The organism is Shewanella inventionis (assembly GCF_019931735.1).
In the GTDB taxonomy this organism is placed as follows: Bacteria; Pseudomonadota; Gammaproteobacteria; order Enterobacterales; family Shewanellaceae; genus Shewanella; species Shewanella inventionis.
The window spans coordinates 1866066-1886664 of record NZ_CP082926.1; the positions used below are offsets into that span (position 1 = coordinate 1866066).

The 20599-nt window shown below is 42.5% G+C and carries 13 protein-coding genes, 6 tRNA genes and 1 pseudogene; 18 read left to right on the forward strand and 2 right to left on the reverse strand.

Annotation, left to right across the window (positions count from 1 at the left end):
* Positions 1-72 precede the first annotated feature (72 nt).
* Positions 73-2649 carry a DNA mismatch repair protein MutS gene (gene mutS / locus K8B83_RS08440; RefSeq protein WP_188738751.1) on the reverse strand — a complete coding sequence of 859 codons (2577 nt, stop codon included), beginning with the start codon at positions 2647-2649 and terminating at the stop codon, positions 73-75.
* A 286-nt stretch (positions 2650-2935) separates the two neighbouring features.
* Here mutS and recA point away from each other — a divergent pair, with 286 nt between their 5' ends.
* The 18 genes and pseudogenes from recA to K8B83_RS08535 all read left to right on the forward strand — a co-directional run bounded on the left by recA (position 2936) and on the right by K8B83_RS08535 (position 19081).
* Positions 2936-4000 carry a recombinase RecA gene (gene recA, locus K8B83_RS08445; protein ID WP_223419558.1) on the forward strand — a complete coding sequence of 355 codons (1065 nt, stop codon included), beginning with the start codon at positions 2936-2938 and terminating at the stop codon, positions 3998-4000.
* Positions 4001-4674: 674 nt separating this feature from the next.
* Positions 4675-7299, forward strand: coding sequence for an alanine--tRNA ligase (alaS, locus tag K8B83_RS08455; RefSeq protein WP_223419560.1), 2625 nt, complete (start codon positions 4675-4677; stop codon positions 7297-7299).
* Between the two features lie 445 nt (positions 7300-7744).
* Positions 7745-7942, forward strand: coding sequence for a carbon storage regulator CsrA (csrA, locus tag K8B83_RS08460; RefSeq protein WP_188738756.1), 198 nt, complete (start codon positions 7745-7747; stop codon positions 7940-7942).
* A 246-nt stretch (positions 7943-8188) separates the two neighbouring features.
* Positions 8189-8280 (forward strand) — tRNA-Ser (locus K8B83_RS08465).
* A gap of 22 nt (positions 8281-8302) precedes the next feature.
* Positions 8303-8379, forward strand: a tRNA-Arg gene (locus K8B83_RS08470).
* A gap of 26 nt (positions 8380-8405) precedes the next feature.
* Positions 8406-8482 (forward strand) — tRNA-Arg (locus tag K8B83_RS08475).
* Between the two features lie 25 nt (positions 8483-8507).
* Positions 8508-8584 (forward strand) — tRNA-Arg (locus K8B83_RS08480).
* Between the two features lie 7 nt (positions 8585-8591).
* Positions 8592-8683: transfer RNA gene (locus K8B83_RS08485), tRNA-Ser, on the forward strand.
* Positions 8684-8750: 67 nt separating this feature from the next.
* Positions 8751-8827, forward strand: a tRNA-Arg gene (locus K8B83_RS08490).
* A gap of 967 nt (positions 8828-9794) precedes the next feature.
* Positions 9795-10037 (forward strand): OadG family protein, encoded by a 243-nt coding sequence (locus K8B83_RS08495; RefSeq protein WP_188738758.1) that lies wholly within the window; start codon positions 9795-9797, stop codon positions 10035-10037.
* A 13-nt stretch (positions 10038-10050) separates the two neighbouring features.
* Positions 10051-11850, forward strand: a complete 1800-nt coding sequence (gene oadA / locus K8B83_RS08500) for a sodium-extruding oxaloacetate decarboxylase subunit alpha (protein WP_223419562.1) — start codon at positions 10051-10053, stop codon at positions 11848-11850.
* Positions 11851-11859: 9 nt separating this feature from the next.
* Positions 11860-12990, forward strand: a complete 1131-nt coding sequence (locus tag K8B83_RS08505; protein ID WP_188738762.1) for a sodium ion-translocating decarboxylase subunit beta — start codon at positions 11860-11862, stop codon at positions 12988-12990.
* 387 nt (positions 12991-13377) lie between these two features.
* A pseudogene (locus tag K8B83_RS08510) lies at positions 13378-14577 on the forward strand (CmpA/NrtA family ABC transporter substrate-binding protein); the annotation flags it as partial.
* A 57-nt stretch (positions 14578-14634) separates the two neighbouring features.
* Positions 14635-15666 carry an IS630 family transposase gene (locus K8B83_RS08515; RefSeq protein ID WP_188741280.1) on the forward strand — a complete coding sequence of 344 codons (1032 nt, stop codon included), beginning with the start codon at positions 14635-14637 and terminating at the stop codon, positions 15664-15666.
* Complete coding sequence (locus K8B83_RS08520; RefSeq protein ID WP_223419565.1) at positions 15626-15865, forward strand: hypothetical protein; 240 nt, start codon at positions 15626-15628, stop codon at positions 15863-15865. The genes K8B83_RS08515 and K8B83_RS08520 overlap by 41 nt, the downstream gene beginning before the upstream one ends.
* 18 nt (positions 15866-15883) lie before the next feature.
* Positions 15884-16867 (forward strand): ABC transporter permease, encoded by a 984-nt coding sequence (locus tag K8B83_RS08525; protein WP_188738766.1) that lies wholly within the window; start codon positions 15884-15886, stop codon positions 16865-16867.
* A 10-nt stretch (positions 16868-16877) separates the two neighbouring features.
* A complete protein-coding gene (locus tag K8B83_RS08530) occupies positions 16878-17747 on the forward strand; it encodes an ABC transporter ATP-binding protein (RefSeq protein WP_188738768.1) in 870 nt (289 codons plus the stop codon).
* Between the two features lie 62 nt (positions 17748-17809).
* Entirely contained in the window at positions 17810-19081 is a 1272-nt protein-coding gene (locus K8B83_RS08535; RefSeq protein ID WP_223419567.1) for an alginate export family protein, read from the forward strand.
* 66 nt (positions 19082-19147) lie between these two features.
* Here K8B83_RS08535 and K8B83_RS08540 read toward each other — a convergent pair whose 3' ends face one another.
* Positions 19148-20404 (reverse strand): dicarboxylate/amino acid:cation symporter, encoded by a 1257-nt coding sequence (locus K8B83_RS08540; protein ID WP_223419569.1) that lies wholly within the window; start codon positions 20402-20404, stop codon positions 19148-19150.
* Positions 20405-20599 lie beyond the last annotated feature (195 nt).

The following is a 20599-nucleotide window of genomic DNA, read 5'->3' on the forward strand; positions in this document are numbered from 1 at the left end:
TACATGAGTTTCTGATGCAATAAATAATAAAAGGACACAGTTAGTGTCCTTTTTATATGGTTAATTTTATGATTAATTTACTAGCTTTTTCAGTTCATACAATAGGTCTAATGCTTGCTTTGGGGTAAAGTCATCGGGGTTTATTCGTGCCAATTTATCCAGTGCAGGAGAGGTCTCAGGCATTGGCGTAAGTAAATTCATGCTTACTTGATGAGGTATGTGCTCGGTCGCAGTAATATCGCGGTTTTCGAGTTGATGCAATTTATGCTTGGCAGCGTTAATGACTTGATTCGGAACACCAGCCAAAGCCGCGACCTGTAAACCATAGCTTTTACTTGCTGCCCCTTCCTGTACTGCGTGCATAAATGCAATAGTATCATCGTGTTCAATGGCATCTAAATGAACATTAACCACCGCGGGCAATAATTCAGGCAGCTGGGTAAGTTCAAAATAATGAGTCGCAAATAACGTCAGAGCACTGACTTGCTTAGCAAGATATTCTGCAGCTGACCAAGCAAGCGATAAACCATCATAGGTTGAGGTTCCGCGGCCTATTTCATCCATTAATACCAAACTGTTTGCTGTGGCATTATGTAAAATATTAGCGGTTTCAGTCATTTCCACCATAAAGGTTGAACGACCTGACGCCAAGTCATCCGAGGCGCCGATACGGGTAAATATGCGATCTACCTCGCCAATTTTTGCCGAGCCAGCAGGCACAAAACAGCCGATATGAGCCATTAGAGTAATTAATGCCACTTGGCGCATGTAAGTCGACTTACCCCCCATGTTAGGGCCTGTAACTATCAGCATTTTTCGTGATGGCGACAAGTCTACAGGGTTAGCGATAAATGCAGATTGACTGACTTGCTCAACAACGGGGTGGCGGCCTGCATTAATATGGATCCCAATCTCATTGGTCATTTGCGGGCATTCATAATTGAGTGTTTGTGCACGTTCGGCAAAGTTACTCAATACATCTAACTGTGCTGCTGCGGTAGCAAAAGCTTGTAACTCATGCAGTTTAGGTAACAATAAATCGAACAGTTGCTCCCACAGTTGTTTCTCAAGTGCTAAGGCTTTACCTTGGCTTGAAAGGACTTTTTCCTCGTATTCTTTTAGCTCAGGAGTAATATAGCGCTCTGTACTTTTTAATGTTTGGCGACGCTGATAGCTCAACGGCACTCTATCAGCTTGTAAGCGGCTCACTTCTATGTAGTAACCATGCACTCGGTTATAGCCCACTTTTAATGTGCTTATACCGGTTTGTTGTTTTTCTCGGGCTTCAAGCTCAACTAAATAATCATTTGCACCTTCACTGAGTTTACGCCATTCATCTAACTCTTCGTGGTAACCCGTTTTTATTACCCCGCCATCTCTAATTAACATTGGAGGGTTATCTATAATGGCCCGTTCAAGCAGGTCATGTTGCTCAGGAAACTCGCCTAATTGGGTTGCTAATGTCATCATTTGTGGCTGTTGACATTGAGACAATGTTTGCTGAATTGACGGCAATAATGCTAACGCTTGCTTTAAACGTGAAAAATCCCTCGGCCTTGCACTGCGCAGTGCTAGGCGGGCCATAATGCGCTCAATATCGCCTAAACTTTTGAGTTGTTCATGAAGAGTATGGTAAAGGTCTTGTTCAATTAATTCATTTACAGCGCTATGGCGTGATTGAATTGCATGACGATCACGAAGTGGCTCATGGATCCAACGTTGTAACATGCGGCTACCCATTGGGGTTGCAGTATTGTCTAGCACCCAAGCCAGGGTATTCTCACGTCCACCAGATAGATTTTGTGTTAGCTCTAAATTACGGCGAGTAGCGGCATCTAAAATGATTGATTCAGACTGGTTAAATCGCACAATTGAATTAATGTGCGGTAGCGCCATTTTTTGGGTGTCTTTAACATACTGCATTAAGCAGCCTGCAGCTTGTAATGCTAAGCGAGCATCACTAATGCCAAAACCATGTAGATCTTTGGTGCCAAATTGATTAAGGAGTAAATTAACGCAGGTATCATAATCAAATTCCCACTCTGGACGGCGGCGTATTCCCTTCATATTGTTAATTAACAACATGTCGGTGAAATCTTCGCTGTACAGTAATTCAGCAGGATGAGTGCGCTGGAGTTCGGCTTCTAATGCTTCACGAGTTGGGAGTTCGGCGATGACAAATCGGCCCGATGAAATATCGAGAGTGGCATAGCCAAAGCCGGTTTTACCCTGGTAAAGTGCTGCAAGTAGATTGTCTTGCCTTTCCTGTAATAAGGCTTCATCTGTTAATGTACCAGGAGTAACAATACGTACAACTTGGCGCTCAACGGGACCTTTAGAGGTTGCCGGATCGCCAATTTGCTCACATATAGCCACTGATTGGCCAATTTGCACCAACTTAGCTAAATAACCTTCCACAGCATGATAAGGAATACCCGCCATAGGAATTGGATCACCGCCACTTTTACCGCGAGCGGTTAATGAAATGCCTAATAGTTCAGATGCTTTTTTTGCATCATCATAAAATAATTCGTAAAAATCACCCATACGATAAAAGAGCAACATGTCAGCATGAGCGGCTTTTAAGCTCAAATATTGTCGCATCATAGGGGTATGTTTTTCTAAATCACTGGTATCAATTGCAGTCATTATGGACATTTCACTTTTATCTATCTTGAGATGTGGTTCTTTATGGCGCTAATCTTAACAATTTTTATCATCGGGGTATCAACCAATTATTAATAAAAATTGATTGCTGGGTAAAATATTGATGTAAAAAGGCAAATTAACGCAACATAAAAAAAAATACCCACAGCACTTGATACTGTATGACTATACAGTATACTGGTGGACATATTGAGATGCGTTACAACATTTCACCTAAATACAAATTGCATTTTACTAAACGTATTGAATGCCTTAAGAGGGTTTTACAATGAAGGTTGATCCAAATAAAGAGAAAGCACTAGCCGCCGTTTTAGGCCAAATTGAAAAACAATTTGGTAAAGGCTCAATTATGAAATTGGGCGAAGATCGCACAATGGATGTTGAAACTATCTCTACCGGTTCACTTTCGTTAGACGTAGCGTTAGGCGCTGGTGGTTTACCAATGGGTCGTATCGTTGAAGTGTACGGACCAGAATCATCAGGTAAAACCACATTAACACTTGAAGTGATTGCAGCAGCTCAACGCCAAGGTAAAACCTGTGCCTTTATTGATGCAGAGCATGCATTAGATCCTATCTATGCTAAAAAGCTAGGCGTAGATATTGATAACCTACTTTGTTCACAGCCTGACACAGGTGAGCAAGCATTGGAAATTTGTGATGCGTTAACACGCTCTGGCGCAGTCGATGTCATTATTGTTGACTCAGTAGCTGCACTTACACCTAAAGCTGAAATTGAAGGCGAAATCGGTGACTCTCACATGGGCTTAGCGGCACGTATGATGAGCCAAGCAATGCGTAAACTTGCAGGTAACCTTAAGCAATCAAATACTTTGCTTATCTTCATTAACCAAATTCGTATGAAGATTGGTGTGATGTTTGGTAACCCAGAAACCACTACAGGTGGTAACGCGCTTAAGTTTTATGCCTCAGTACGTTTAGATATTCGCCGCACAGGTGCAGTAAAAGAAGGTGATGAAGTTGTTGGTAACGAAACTCGCGTTAAAGTCGTAAAAAACAAAATTGCAGCTCCTTTTAAACAAGCTGAATTCCAAATTTTATATGGTCAAGGCATTAACCGTACTGGTGAATTGGTTGATTTAGGTGTACAGCACAAAATTGTTGATAAAGCCGGTGCATGGTATAGCTACAAAGGTGAGAAAATTGGCCAGGGCCGTGCCAATGCGGGTAAATTCTTAACAGAAAATCCAGCTATTGCTGCTGAAATTGATGCAACATTACGTACCATGCTACTTGCAGGCGGTGCTGCTAGCGCGTCAAGTGCTGATGACGGCGATGAAAACATTGATTTTGAAACAGGCGAAGTTTTTTAAACTAGGTTATTAAGTTTTAAAAAGTGTTAAACCTAATTAAGTAAGTCGCGGTAGCAGGCATCTGCACCGCGATTTTTTATTTCTTCAGCAAACCTTAGGGTCTGTTGAACTTTGCTGTTTGAATTTTGTTCGAGTTAAAAACGTTTTAATCGAGACGAATGGATTGATGCCTAGTCATCTAAGCAATATCCATTCAACAAAGAGTAAAACGTTTTTAGCCGAACCTTTCAGGCAGCGTTTGTTGGCCATTTTTACTGCGTTATCTACTTTTTATGTAGAATAACTACACCTCAAAGTCTCTGCCTTGTATAAAAGACCAACAATTCGCTGCAAAAACAATCTTGAAAGATCAACAGACCCTCGGCTTGCTCTTATATCGTTAATTCACACCATGTCTAAACTCAGATAAGTTCTTACTGAGGTTGACCATCATCAGGTTGATTGGGTTTAAATACGTAATAATCAGTATAAATGAGTGAACAGAGGTTGCTGATTGGTATAACAACAAGCAGATTTCTGAACACATCAATCTTGGTTTTCAATCGATTTTGCTTCAAATCATAATCGGTTCGCTCGTCTCGCTTCTTTCGTTAAATTCAGTATATAATGCCTACATTTACTGGCTTGTTTGGCAAGCTGGATACTTATGTATTTTTCTACTTCAGGACCATTTCATGTTTCAGACTACAGCAGAGTTAAGAAGTGCTTTTTTAAAGTATTTTGAAGATAACGGACATCAGGTTGTTGATAGCAGCTCGCTCGTTCCCGCAAACGACCCAACACTGTTATTTACCAATGCAGGTATGAATCAGTTTAAAGATGTGTTCCTTGGTATGGATAAACGTAGCTACACTCGTGCCGTATCGTCACAACGCTGTGTGCGTGCCGGTGGTAAACACAATGACCTTGATAACGTGGGATATACCGCACGTCACCATACTTTTTTTGAAATGCTCGGTAACTTCAGTTTTGGCGATTATTTCAAAGAAGAAGCCATTCGTTTTGCTTGGACCTTTTTAACTGAAACCTTAAAGCTGCCTAAAGAGCGTTTATGCGTCACCATCTATGAAACTGATGATGAAGCTTATGACATTTGGACTCAAAAAATTGGTGTGCCAGCAGAAAGCATGATCCGCATTGGCGATAATAAAGGTGCTGCATTTGCCTCAGACAACTTCTGGCAAATGGGTGATACAGGACCATGTGGTCCATGTAGTGAAATTTTCTATGATCATGGCGATCACATTTGGGGCGGTCGCCCAGGTACTCCAGAAGAAGATGGCGATCGGTTTATTGAGATTTGGAACATCGTATTTATGCAATATAACCGTCAAGCAGACGGTGAAATGTTACCACTTCCTAAGCCGTCAGTTGATACCGGTATGGGTATTGAACGTATTGCAGCCATTATGCAAGGCGTACATTCAAACTACGAAATCGATATTTTTAAGCAATTAATTGCTAAAGCGGCTGACGTTATCGGTGTGTCTGATTTAGAAAACAAATCATTACGTGTAATAGCTGACCATATTCGTTCATGTGCGTTTTTAGTTGCCGATGGTGTGATGCCATCTAACGAAGGTCGTGGTTATGTGCTGCGTCGTATTATCCGCCGTGCCGTGCGTCATGGTAACAAGTTAGGGGCTACAGAAGCCTTTTTCTATAAATTAGTACCAACGCTGATTGACGTGATGGGTGATGCTGCAAACGGCTTAAAAGCCATGCAAGCGATAGTAGAAAAAGCATTAAAAGCTGAAGAAGATCAATTTGCTCGTACCTTAGAGCGTGGCCTTGTTATTTTAGATGGTGCATTAAACAGCCTTAAAGGTGACACGCTAGATGGTGAAACAGTATTTAAACTGTATGACACTTACGGCTTCCCTGTCGACTTAACTGCTGACGTTTGTCGCGAGCGTGATATCAATGTCGATGAAGCCGGTTTTGAAGCTGCAATGGCCGAGCAAAGAAGCCGGGCACAAGCCGCGGGTAACTTTGGTGCAGACTATAATAGCAATTTAATTATTGATGCTGAAACTGCGTTCTGTGGCTACACTGAGCTAAGTGGTGAGTCGACAATAACCGGTTTATATGTTGATGGTAAAGCGGTCGACACCGTCACTGCAGGTCAAAAAGCCATAGTGGTGTTAGCTAATACCCCATTTTATGCTGAGTCAGGCGGTCAAGTTGGTGACCAAGGGGTATTATCTGCACAAGGTATCGAGTTTGCAGTAAACGACACACAAAAGTTTGGTCAGGCTACAGGGCATCAAGGTGAATTGATTCAAGGCCAATTAGTGGTTGGGCAGACCTTGTCAGCACAAGTGGACAAAAAATTACGCCACCGTACTCAGCTAAACCATTCTGTGACTCATTTATTGCATGCAGCGTTGCGTAAGGTATTAGGCGCGCATGTGACGCAAAAAGGCTCGTTAGTAAACCCAGAGCGTTTACGTTTTGACTTTTCACATTTTGAAGCGGTAAAACCTGCTGAGTTAAAAGCCGTTGAAGAATTAGTTAACACACAAATTCGCCGCAATCATCAGTTAAAGACAGCTGAAATGGCTATCGATGAAGCAAAAGAAAAGGGTGCGATGGCACTCTTTGGTGAAAAATATGATGATCAAGTCCGTGTGGTAACAATGGGTGATTTCTCTATCGAATTATGTGGTGGAACGCACGTTGGACGTACGGGTGATATTGGTTTATTCAAAATTACCACTGAAGGTGGTATTGCTGCCGGTGTTCGTCGAATTGAAGCCGTAACGGGTGCAGCAGCTATTGCTTACGTTGCTCAGCAGCAAGCCATGTTAGATGAAGCCGCGCAATTACTAAAATCTGATAATGCGTCAGTCGTGGCTAAATTAAAAGCACAACTAGATAAAGTGAAGCAACTTGAAAAGGATTTATCGCAACTTAAAGATAAACTCGCGGCTGCAGCAAGTGCGGATATGGCCGGTGATGCTATTTATGTCAATGGTGTGAAAGTGCTGGTTAAAATGCTTGAAGGTGTCGATCCAGGTTCACTGCGTGGTTTACAAGATGAGTTAAAGCAAAAACTTAAATCGGCTATTATCGTACTGGGTACAGCAAAAGACGGTAAGGTAAATTTAATTGCTGGTGTAAGTAACGACTTAACCAAGCAAGTTAAAGCTGGTGAGTTGGTTGCTATGGTGGCCCAGCAAGTGGGCGGTAAGGGCGGTGGTCGTCCAGATATGGCGCAGGCGGGTGGTACTCAACCAGAGAACCTAGCAGCTGCTTTAGCGTCTGTTGAGCCTTGGATTGCTGAACGATTGAGCTAACCAATATGTAAATTTGCACGTTAATTGGCACTTAAGGCATAAAGTCTAAGATATTCAGCTTTATAACTTGAGTGCCATCAGTAGATTTGGCATAGTGAAGTAACTCACTAACAGTAAAAAGCGTAAAAGGGATTGCTTGGGTAAAATGGTGATTGCAAATTCGTGTGTTAACACAAGGTCTGTAACGTTTTACTCCTGTCGTTTTGTTATTGGTTTTGCTGTTTAGATTTATTTAATACAGTGCTTAGTTCAAATATGATGAATTTGTGACTTATCACTTATTGGTAGATGTTTTTCATTGGGCTTTAGAACTTCCGAATAGATAATGCCTTATAAGCAGATGTATTTTTAAATAGATACTATGATTTTATTAAGCGCAGACCTTATAATAAACGCATATTACGGACAAAGCGTGTTATGCAGATTGAACTAAAGGAGCAATCGAATGCTAATTTTGACTCGTCGTGTAGGCGAAACATTAATGATCGGTGACGAAGTCACTGTTACTGTATTAGGTGTTAAAGGTAATCAGGTGCGTATTGGTGTTAATGCACCTAAAGAAGTCTCTGTGCACCGTGAAGAGATCTACCAACGTATTCAATCTGAGAAGTCAGATTCACCTTCTGAAGGTGGAAACTACTAATTTCGGCTAATTTGTCCGATATTAACTAAGTCAGCTTGTGCTGGCTTTTTTGTTTTTAAGAACCTGTGTTTTTTAACCTATCGTCAAATAGGCTTTTAAAATAATATTCGTAAAAAAGAATACAGTTTTCGGGCCTTTTTGAAGCTATTATCTTCAATGTGATTAAAAACAGTTCAAATGAAGATAGGTTTCCTAAAAAGGGTTTGACTTATTTTCGTCAAACAGTAATATGTGCGCCAAGAAAACGGAGAGGTGGCCGAGTGGCCGAAGGCGCTCCCCTGCTAAGGGAGTATGGGCTTTAACTCCCATCGAGGGTTCGAATCCCTCCTTCTCCGCCATTTCTTACCATAGTTAAACGATGCGGATGTAGCTCAGCTGGATAGAGTACCTGGCTACGAACCAGGCGGTCGGAGGTTCGAATCCTCCCATCCGCACCATTTACTATGATGCAATAACCATGAATGCGCGTGTAGCTCAGCTGGATAGAGTACCTGGCTACGAACCAGGCGGTCGGAGGTTCGAATCCTCCCACGCGCACCATTCATGTATGTAAATCCCAAATTTCGCGCGTGTAGCTCAGCTGGATAGAGTACCTGGCTACGAACCAGGCGGTCGGAGGTTCGAATCCTCCCACGCGCACCATTTTTGCGGAGAGGTGGCCGAGTGGCCGAAGGCGCTCCCCTGCTAAGGGAGTATGGGCTTTAACTCCCATCGAGGGTTCGAATCCCTCCTTCTCCGCCATTCATTGTTTTGTCTATTAGCTATAATAGTAACGATAAAATATTGATTGGCATGTTGTACCGATTTTGCGCGTGTAGCTCAGCTGGATAGAGTACCTGGCTACGAACCAGGCGGTCGGAGGTTCGAATCCTCCCACGCGCACCATAATAGAAACGCCCTGTATAATTACAGGGCGTTTTTTTATGGATAAAATTAAAGTTCGAATTGTTGCACTTGCCTCGACTGAAGCATTGGTATGAGTATTCACAGCAATTAGCGCTTCAAAACTACCGCTTAAACTATCGCTTAAACTATCGCTTCAAACTTTCACTTCAATTTAGCGCTTCCAACTACAGATCCAAATTACCGCTTCAAAACTATCGCTTCAAACTTTCACTTCAATTTAGCACTTCAATTTAGCACTTCAAATTAGCGCTTCAAACTGTCACTTCAAATTAGTGCTTCCCAATCAACAGTTCCAATTAGCGTCAGCTAATACCTACATTACCCTCATTTTATGCTCTATTGCCCTCTGTAATGCCTTTTGGCCTAACTATTCTGTTTACAAATCGATCATGCCATACGAGTGTTTAAATGATACCTGGGACTAAAAAGGGGCAACACAGAGTTTGTGTGGATTTGTATTCACATAAAATGAGTAAATAAACATTTGTTGGCTTGAGTAGAAATTAATGTGCACCATGTTGTTATGTTATTTAATCGTTAATTTTAACGATTTTATTGTGTATCAGTAAAAAAAGGCTTGGATATTGTGGAATCTTTATTTTTATGGTGTTTATTTTGGGTTTTATTAACCTGCACCGATGTTGGGCGTTTATTATGGTAAGACCAATTTACAAAAGGATAGTATTGTAGTCATTTTTTGTTTATATTTTGTGACAAGATTTTGGGTTTGACGTGTTTAAATAAGCCGTTTAACTCAGATAAACCACGGTGTTGAATGACGTTTGATTTGAATATTTATGCTTGCTTAATTAGCTTGCTGTTAATGTTGGGGGCAATGTGTGATTTTTTTGAGAGTTAACTGCGGGATAAATATCCATATCGCATTGATTTAAAACATATTGCTCAAATCTGCTGATTTTAATTGTTTGATAAAAAGTGAGGAAACATGACATCGATATCTGAGCAATTATCGGATGCGCTGGGCATCATGATAATGGGCATGGGCTTAGTGTTTACTTTTTTAAGTATCTTAATCGTAGGTATTGGCATTGTTGCAAAGCTTTTTCCTGCACCGGTAGCAGACATTGCTGCACCGCAAGCACCTTCTCGTACAGCACAAGCGACTAGCTTAGATCCTAAGTTAGTGGCAGCAATCACCTCTGCGATACATCAATACCGCGCTAAATAATTTTGGAGTCATTATGAGTAAGCCATTAGCATTAACCGATGTCGCACTGCGTGACGCCCATCAATCACTACTCGCAACGCGTTTACGTATTGACGATATGTTGCCGATTGCTCCTTTGTTAGACAAAGTTGGATACTGGTCACTTGAGTCTTGGGGCGGAGCGACCTTCGACTCTTGCATTCGTTATCTTGGAGAAGATCCTTGGGATCGCATTCGTGAATTAAAAAAAGCCATGCCAAATACGCCGCAGCAAATGTTATTGCGTGGGCAAAATCTTTTAGGCTACCGTCATTATGCCGATGATGTAGTAACTCGTTTTGTTGAGCGCGCTCATACCAACGGTGTGGATGTGTTCCGTATTTTTGATGCAATGAACGATGTGCGTAACCTTGAAACCGCTGTAAAAGCGGTTAAAAACGTTGGTGGACACGCCCAGGGCACCATTTCATTTACCACAAGCCCAGTGCACACCATAGATACATGGGTGGATATGGCTAAGCGTTTAGAAGACATGGGCGCAGATTCGTTATGTATTAAAGACATGGCTGGCTTGCTTAAGCCTATGCAAGCCTATGAGCTCATTAGCCGCTTAAAGTCGCAAACCGATTTAATGGTCTCAATGCATTGCCATGCTACAACAGGTTTAAGCACGGCAACCTATCAAAAAGCTATTGAGGCAGGAGTCGATGTTTTAGATACCGCGATATCATCAATGAGCCAAACCTATGGTCATAGCGCCACTGAAACGCTTGTTGCTATGGTAGAAGATACCGACAGAGCTACCGGCTATGACATGGTGTTGCTTGAAGAAATTGCCGCTTATTTCCGAGATGTTCGTAAAAAGTACGTCCGTTTTGAAGGTGCATTAAAAGGAATTGATTCACGTATTTTACGTGCTCAAGTGCCGGGCGGCATGTTAACCAACATGGAAAACCAATTAAAAGAGCAGGGCGCAGCAGACAAAATGGATGCCGTGCTTGAAGAGATCCCACGGGTACGTGAAGATCTTGGCTTTTTACCTTTAGTGACACCCACATCACAAATCGTTGGCTCTCAGTCAGTGATTAACGTATTGATGGGTGAGCGCTACAAGTCGATGACTAAAGAGACCGAAGGAGTATTAAAAGGTGAGTATGGCGCAACGCCAGCGCCGGTTAATGCTGAACTGCAAGCACGCGTATTAAAAGGCGAACAGCCTATTACCTGTCGCCCTGCAGATTTAATTGCTCCAGAGCTTGATAAATTGCGCACAGAATTAGCAGAAAAGGCCAAAGAGCAAGGTTTTGCGTTAGCCACTGAATCAGATGACGATGTAATGACCTATGCACTTTTCAATCAAATTGGTTTGCAGTTCTTAAAAAATCGCGGCAATCCAGATGCATTTGAACCTGTGCCGAGTGCGGACGATTTGCAAGTGAAAGCAGACAAAGGGCCACAAACCTATACGGTCAACGTTGAGGGGCAAAGCTTTGTAGTTGAAGTGAGTGAAGGTGGCGACATCAGCCAAATTACTCCAACTGCCGCACCCGTTGCAGCAAGTGCAGCAAGTGCAGCAAGTGCAGCACCAGCGCAAGCAACTCCAGCACCTGTCGGTGAAGTTAAGTGCAGTATGTCAGCGCCTCTCTCAGGTAATATTTTTAAAGTGCTCGTAAATAATGGCCAAGCGGTTAAAACCGGCGAGGTGTTAATTATTTTGGAAGCGATGAAAATGGAAACTGAAATTCGTGCTCCACAAGATGGCGTGATAACCCATCTTGCGGTGAAGCAAGGCGACAGTGTAAATGTCGGTTCTGCATTACTTGCATTAGCATAAGAGGTCAAAATGGAAGGATTAATGGCCTTTTGGTCTGAAACGGGGATCGCAAATTTCTCTGGTGGGCAACTGCTGATGATGGCAGTTGGATGTTTGTTATTGTTTTTAGCTATTGCAAAAGGGTTCGAACCACTATTGTTGTTGCCGATTGGTTTTGGTGCAATTTTAGCTAATATTCCAAATGCAGGTTTTACAGAAGAAGGCGGTTTACTTTATTTTGCCTATCACGTAGGAATTGAGACTGGAGTATTCCCTCTGCTGATATTTATGGGTGTTGGTGCATTAACTGATTTTGGTGCATTAATTGCCAACCCTAAAACCTTGTTATTAGGCGCAGCGGCACAGTTTGGTATTTTTGCCACCTTGTTAGGCGCAATTGCACTTAATGCGGTACCTGGTTTTGCGTTTACCATGCAAGATGCAGCTGCTATTGCCATTATTGGTGGTGCAGACGGCCCAACCGCGATTTTCTTAGCCTCTAAGCTGGCGCCAGAATTGTTAGGTGCTATTGCGGTTGCCGCATATTCTTATATGGCACTGGTACCGCTGATCCAGCCACCGATAATGAAATTGCTGACAACCAAAGCGGAGCGCGCCATCAAAATGGAGCAGCTGCGTGAAGTGAGCAAAAAAGAAAAAATCATATTTCCATTAATGGTATTGGGGATGACCATTCTGTTTTTGCCAGCTGCAACGCCTTTAGTCGGGATGTTTTGCCTGGGTAATTTAATGAAAGAGTCGGGTGTGGTTGATCGTTTGTCTAAAACAGCGCAAAACGAATTAATCAACATTGTGACGATATTTTTAGGGCTCGCAGTGGGCTCTAAATTATCCGCAGATCAGTTTTTACGCATTGAAACCTTCGGTATTTTAGTACTAGGTGCAGTGGCATTTAGTATCGGAACAGCTGCCGGAGTGCTCATGGCAAAGCTGATGTGTAAGCTTTCTGGCGGAAAGGTTAACCCATTAATAGGCGCAGCAGGAGTCTCAGCAGTGCCTATGGCTGCAAGGGTAGTTAACAAAGTCGGTTTAGAGTCTAATGACCAAAACTTTTTATTGATGCATGCGATGGGCCCAAATGTGGCTGGTGTACTCGGCAGTGCCGTTGCTGCTGGGGTATTGCTTGCGGTACTTGGTTAACAACAAGTGTCGATATAACCATAAATTGATATTTAGGTAGTTTTACTGATTAAAAAAGCCAGTGCCAACGCACTGGCTTTTTGTTTTTTGATATACCTCTTTTGGAACATGTTGGTGCGTTATAGTTGTAATGTTGCACTATTATGGTATTACACCCTGTGAGCGAGTTTGTGAATATTTAAATTAAATCAGTGTGTTAAAAGGTTGGCACGAATGATGAATATTAAACAATACACGTTATAAGAGTTATATAGTTGCATTAATTTCATTAAGTTATTGATATGTAACGTGTAAAAACTAATTTTTAGCAAAGGCGCTATCGAGATATTCCTTTATGGATATCCGGGCGCTTTTTTTGTGGCCAATTTTCATCAATGGGGAATTAACATGACTTGGACAACATCGGTAACACAGCATTTACTAAAACCGCTCATCATAGGGATAACAATAGGTACTAGCTTGTGCATAAGTTCTGTTAGTGCAGAAGTGGGCTACCCAGAAAAAGAAGAACTTAAGTTTGGTTTCATTAAATTAACTGACATGGCTCCTATCGCGATTGCTTATGAAAAGGGCTATTTCGAAGAAGAAGGTTTGTACGTCAGCATCGAAGCACAAGCCAACTGGAAAGTCTTGCTTGATGGCGTCATCGATGGCCGTCTTGATGGTGCGCATATGTTAGCGGGTCAGCCGATTGCTGCCACTATAGGGTATGGCACTAAAGCTCATATTATTACTCCATTTTCAATGGACTTGAATGGTAACGCGATTACGGTATCAAATGATGTGTGGGCCAAAATGAAGCCTCATATTGCAAAGCAGCCTGATGGTTTTCCAGTTCACCCGATTAAAGCCGATTCGCTTAAACCTGTCGTAGAAGAATTTAAAGCCGCAGGTAAGCCTTTTAATATGGGGATGGTATTTCCGGTGTCGACTCATAATTACGAGCTTCGTTATTGGCTAGCCGCAGGAGGTATCCACCCAGGATTTTACGCACCGCACAAGGGTGATACGTCAGGGCAAATCGATGCACAGGCGCTCTTGTCGGTTACGCCGCCGCCACAAATGCCATCGACACTAGAAGCGGGAACGATTAATGGCTACTGCGTTGGAGAGCCCTGGAATCAACAGGCGGTGTTTAAAGGTATTGGGGTACCTGTCGTCACTGATTATGAGATCTGGAAAGATAACCCTGAAAAAGTTTTTGGCATTACTGCTGAGTTTGCTGAAAAATACCCAAACACCACAATACGCTTAACACGCGCACTTATTCGAGCTGCAAAATGGTTAGATGACAATAACAATGGTAACCGTCCAGAAGCGGTAAAAATATTATCGCAACCTAATTACGTTGGGGCAGACTATGACGTGATTGCCAACAGCATGACAGGCACCTTTGAATATGAAAAAGGCGATAAGCGTTCAGTACCAGACTTCAACGTATTTTTTAGACATAACGCCACTTATCCTTACTATTCAGATGCCATTTGGTATTTAACTCAAATGCGCCGTTGGGGGCAAATTGAGCAAGATCAGTCAGATGAATGGTACAAAGATATTGCCACAAAGGTATACCGTCCAGATATCTATACCGGTGATCATTGAAGGTGCTTGATTTTATTTCAAATCAGGATCATGCTACACCTCATGAAAATATACCTCACCGATGACCAGAAGAAACAGCTCGAAACCCAGCATGCTCAAGCGCGCGATGGGCGAGTTCGTGATCGCATCAAAGCCGTCCTCCTTACCTCAGAAGGCTGGTCTACGGTTATGATTTCTCAAGCGCTACGCATTCACGAATCCACCGTGCTGCGACATCTTGCAGACTATACCTTGTCGGATAAACTCAAGCCTGAAAATGGCGGCTCACAAAGCCATTTATCCGCTAAGCAAACGGCGGAGTTAATTACCCATTTAACTGCCCATACTTACCAGCATAACCATCAAATTGTCGGCTATGTGTTAGCGCAGTTCGGTGTTAAATATACTGTCGCTGGCATGCACAAGTGGCTGCATAAAAATGGCTTTAGCTACAAAAAGCCTAAAGGTGTGCCGCATAAGTTTGATGAAGCAAAGCAACAGGCTTTTGTTGAGCAGTATGAAAACCTTAAAGCCAGCTGTGGCGAGGATTCGACTATTCTCTTTATCGACGCAGTTCATCCTACCCAAGCGACAAAAATATCGCATGGCTGGATCCGCACAGGACAAGATAAACCCGTTGAAACCACTGGTAGTCGGACACGTATCAATCTGATTGGTGCGATTGACCTTGATGATATCGCTAACGCAACGGTTAACGAATATGACTATGTTAATGGCGACAGTATTGTTCAATTTTTTGAGGTGTTAAGGGAGAAATATCCACCACCTCACACGTTGCATCTCATTTTAGATGGCGCAGGTTATCATCGCTCAAAGAAGGTCAAAGAAATGGCCGATTTGCTTAAGATAGAGCTGCATTATTTACCGCCTTATAGCCCAAATCTGAACCCAATAGAGCGGCTGTGGAAGGTGATGAATGAGCATGCCAGAAACAGCGTTTATTTCAAAAGTAAGCGCGAATTTAGGGCCGCTCTATCAAAATTTTTTAAAGAAACACTGCCGGAAATGGGTGGCGATTTGACGTCGCGGATCAATGACAATTTTCAGATGTTACAATCCGCATCTTCAAGTTGATTGGGTATATGCTAAAGCTGCAAAATCTTTGATAGACGATAAATTAATCCCTGCCAGTGCGTTTCCAGACTTTAGTAAAGAAACGGGTTTCAAGGCGCCACAAACTCACTTTATTGACAATTTAACCTATGACGGTACTCAGCCCAATGCTTATATCAATTCATTTACGATTGGTTTAAAGCAAGGCGATAAATTGTAACAACCAAAGGAGTACTAGATGAACAGTCTTACATCGATTGCCCCTAATCGCCTACTTGAACAAGGTCGAAAGGCAGCTGTTATGCTAAAAATATCTGAACTAAGTAAAGTGATCTTATTACCGTTTATTGGCATTGCTATCTTTTTAGTGATGTGGACCGTGACAGCAAACAGTATTGACACCTCACTAGGGAAATTTCCTGGTCCTGTGGCTGTGGTTGAGCAATTTGAAAACTTGTACTCAGAGCATGTCACAGAACGCGAAAAAGCACAGGCATTTTATCAACGCCAAGATGAGCGAAATGCGGCTAGGTTGGCAAAAGATCCCAGCTATGAAGTCAAAATCCGCAACTACACGGGTAAAGAAACCTTTTGGGATCAAATCGTCACTAGCTTAGTGACAGTGATGAGCGGCTTTATATTGGCAGCCGTTATCGCCATCCCTTTAGGTATTTGGATGGGGCTGAGCCGCAGTTTACAAGCGGCAATCAACCCTATTATTCAAATTTTTAAACCGGTATCACCACTTGCCTGGCTGCCTTTGGTCACAATGGTGGTGAGTGCGGTGTATGTGTCGCCAGATCCTATGGTGTCTAAATCGTTTATTAATTCAATGCTAACGGTCACCTTATGTAGTGTGTGGCCGATGATAATTAATACCGCAATAGGGGTGTCGAGCATCGACAATGACTTGATTAATGTGAGTAAAGTGCTGCGATTATCGGCTATCACCCATGTGCAAAAAATTGTGTTACCTGCCTCCATCCCAATGATATTTACCGGGATGCGTTTATCCCTTGGTGTTGCCTGGATGGTATTAATTGCCGCTGAAATGTTAGCCCAAAACCCAGGTTTAGGTAAGTTTGTTTGGGATGAGTTTCAAAACGGCAGTTCTGATTCATTAGCTCGGATTATGGCTGCTGTTGTGGTGATAGGCTTTATCGGCTTTTTACTCGACCGGGGTATTCTCGCATTACAACGCTGGGTGTCGTGGGACCAATAAGGAAAACACTATGAGTTCATTTTTAGAAATTAGCGGCGTTGACATGGTGTTTCCAACGCCTAAAGGATCATTTACAGCCCTAAAGGATGTCAATTTAAAGATTAATAAAGGCGAGTTTGTGTCATTAATTGGCCACTCAGGCTGCGGAAAATCAACGGTATTAAATATTGTTGCAGGTTTATATCAAGCCAGTTCCGGTGGGGTGATTTTAAAAAATGCAGAGGTGAAAGAGCCCGGGCCTGAGCGAGCTGTGGTGTTTCAAAACCATTCGTTACTGCCATGGCTAAGTACCTACCAAAACGTTGAACTGGCAGTGAAAAAGGTATTTTCCGGCAAAATGAGCAAAACGGAAATGAAGCAGTGGATTGAACACAATTTGCAATTGGTTCACATGGATCATGCAATGCACAAACGTCCGGGGGAGATTTCTGGTGGTATGAAGCAAAGAGTCGGTATTGCTAGGGCACTGGCTATGCAACCAGAAGTATTACTCATGGATGAACCCTTTGGCGCGCTAGATGCGCTCACAAGGGCACACATGCAAGACTCTCTGATGGAAATTCAGAGCCAGCTCAATAATACCGTGATTATGATTACTCACGATGTCGATGAAGCCGTGTTGTTGTCTGACAAAATTGTCATGATGACCAATGGACCAGAAGCAACTGTGGGTGAAATCTTATCAGTTAAACTTGAACGTCCCAGAAACCGCTTAGCCTTAGCTCAAGATACCGAATACAACCGATTGCGTTCTGAAGTGCTTAAATTTTTGTATGAGAAGCAACGCAAAGTTCAATCTTTTACAAATAAACAAGCATCTAAAATGCAGGGTATGTCACAACAAACAAGTCATAAAGCCATTAAAGTGATCAGCAGTTAACTTGCTGGTCGTGCGATTACGCTTTAACGCGTGTAAATAACTTAAAAAATAAGGGATGTAAGATGAATAAAAAACTGCTTGCTAGTCAAGTTGTGGGTAAGGTTTGCCTAAATTCAACCATGACTAAAAAAATGGCCTTATCAGCGTTAACTTGTTCATTATTATTTGCGATGAGCAATGCGACAGCCGCAGACACTTCAGTTACCTCAATTGCTGACGCCGTGACTCAAGGTAGTGCTAATGTTGATTTAAATTTACGTTATGAGTCAGTTGACCAAGACAATGCCTTAGAAAATGCAGATGCGCTAACTTTACGCACTCGTTTAACTTTAGCGACAGCGGCTTATAATGGCTTTACAGCGTTAGTTGAATTTGAAGATTCGCGCAGTGTTGCTGGCGTAAATGATTACAATGACACTAACGGTAATAATGCTGATTATTCTGTGATTGCCGATCCAGAAACAACTGAGCTAGATCAGGCTTTTTTACAATATAAATATGATGGCTTTACAGCTAAAGCTGGACGCCAAGTGATTGCAATTGATAATCAACGTTTTATTGGCCCTGTGGGTTGGCGCCAAGACCGTCAAACATTTGATGCTGTCACCATGCAATATGCAGCAGATGCCTTAACCTTAGATTATGGTTATTTATACAAACGCAATCGTATCTTTGCCGAAGTAAAAGATATCGATGCAAAAGATCACATCATTAATGCATCGTACAATTTGGCGTTGGGTAAGTTGAGTGCATACGGATATTTGCTCGAAGAAGATACCAATGTCGACAATGGGATTGATACTTACGGTGTTCGTTTTGCAGGTGCAAAAGACATCGACAACATTAAATTGCTGTATACCGCAGAATACGCCACTCAAGATGCCGACACCGCAACCACATCATATTCTGCAGACTATTTGTTAGGTGAGCTTGGGGTGGTATTTAGCGGCTTAACCGTAAAACTAAGTTATGAAGTGCTAGGGTCTGATGATGGCGCTTATGGATTTGCAACACCACTTGCTACGTTACATGCGTTTAATGGTTGGTCAGATCAATTTTTAGCTACACCAGCACAAGGTCTAGTTGATACTTATGTGTCAATTGGCGGCAGTGTTGTAGGCGGTAGCTGGGCATTAATGTACCATGATTTTACAGCTGATGAATCAAGCGCAACAGTGGACGATTTAGGTGATGAGATTGATGCAGTATTCACACTGCCAATCGATAAAAACTATACAGTAGGCGTCAAGTACGCGGTTTATTCTGCTGGCGATGCTGGTGCGGGTAAAGTGGATGCCGACAAAGTATGGCTTTGGGCAAACGCTAAGTTTTAACCTGTAATATTACAAAAAAGCGAGCATCAATTGATGCTCGCTTTTTTTTAAGTGTTACAAGTACTTTTAAGAGCCAGCCTGAGTTTGCGCTGTGTTTACGTCATCTGCGTAAAATTGCTCTACATCCAACTGGCCTTCACTTTTACCAATCACTACAGCTGTCATCATGTCGCCGGTAACGTTAGTGGCGGTGCGGATCATATCAATAATACGGTCAATGGCTGCAATAAAGGCAATGCCTTCAAGGGGTAAACCAATAACGCCTAATGTGACAGTTAACATCACCATTGCACTGCCTGGCACGCCAGCCGTACCCACAGAAGCAACTGTTGCTGTCACAGCAATCAGCATGTAATCGGTCATGTCTAAAGGAATACCATAAATTTGCGCAATAAATATTGCTGCAATAGCAGGGTAGATACCGCCACAACCGTCCATGTTCATGGTCGCGCCTAATGGCAATACAAACGCACTGTAACGTTTAGACACACCCATGGATTCTGAGCAGCGAGTGCTGGCGGGTAAAGTGCCAAAACTAGATGCAGTACTGAATGCTACTACCTGAGCTGGTAAGGCTTTACGGAAAAACTGTAAAGGACTTAACCCCGCGGCAAATTTCACAAGGCCGCCGTAGACAAAAATAATGTGGATTAGCGCAGCGATATAAATTGCCATAATAAACTTACCTAATGGCAACAGCGTGCTTAAGCCATACTCGCCAACAACCCAGGCCATTAAACCAAAAACACCAATAGGGGTTAACTTAAGTACCATGCGCGTTAACTGAAACATCACCTCGGCGCCAGCTTCAAAGGTATTTTTTAATGCCAGCGCTTTTTCGCCCACAGCATTAATTGCAATACCGACTAATGCTGCAAACACAATAATTTGCAGTACATTTCCATTAGCCAACGATGCAAATGGATTCACTGGGATCATGTTTAGTAGCACTTGAGCAAAGCCGGGAATGTCGCGCTCACGCACTTCACTTGTGGCTAACGACAGGTTGCCACCCATATCAATTAGGCTACCAATTGCGAGGCCAACAAACGAAGCAATTGTGCCAGTAAGCATAAACATGGCCAGAGTTTTAAAGCTTAAGCGTTTTAAATTACCTTGTGTTCCAAGCGAGGTAATGCTGACCACAATGGCGCAAAATACCAGTGGGGCAACCAGCATTTTTATGGCGCTAATAAACAAATCACCAAGCGGTTTTAATATGATGGCGGACTCACCTAAGCCTATGCCGGTGAGTGTTCCTAAAACAAAACCAGCAACGACTTTCTGCCAAAACGGAATACGGTTGAGCGTTTGCAGTATCATGTCAATTCCAAGTGTAAGCCCACGCTGTAATACCTAGTGGATGGCATATTAATGGGCTAAATAGCGGCGTGTGGCGTTACAAAACGTCCAGTCATTCCGCATAAGGTTAATAAATATTAATCGCATTGTATGAACTGAACTGATAGCAGACAACGTCATTTTGTTATAACTTATAAGAATAAGTATTTTTGTTAT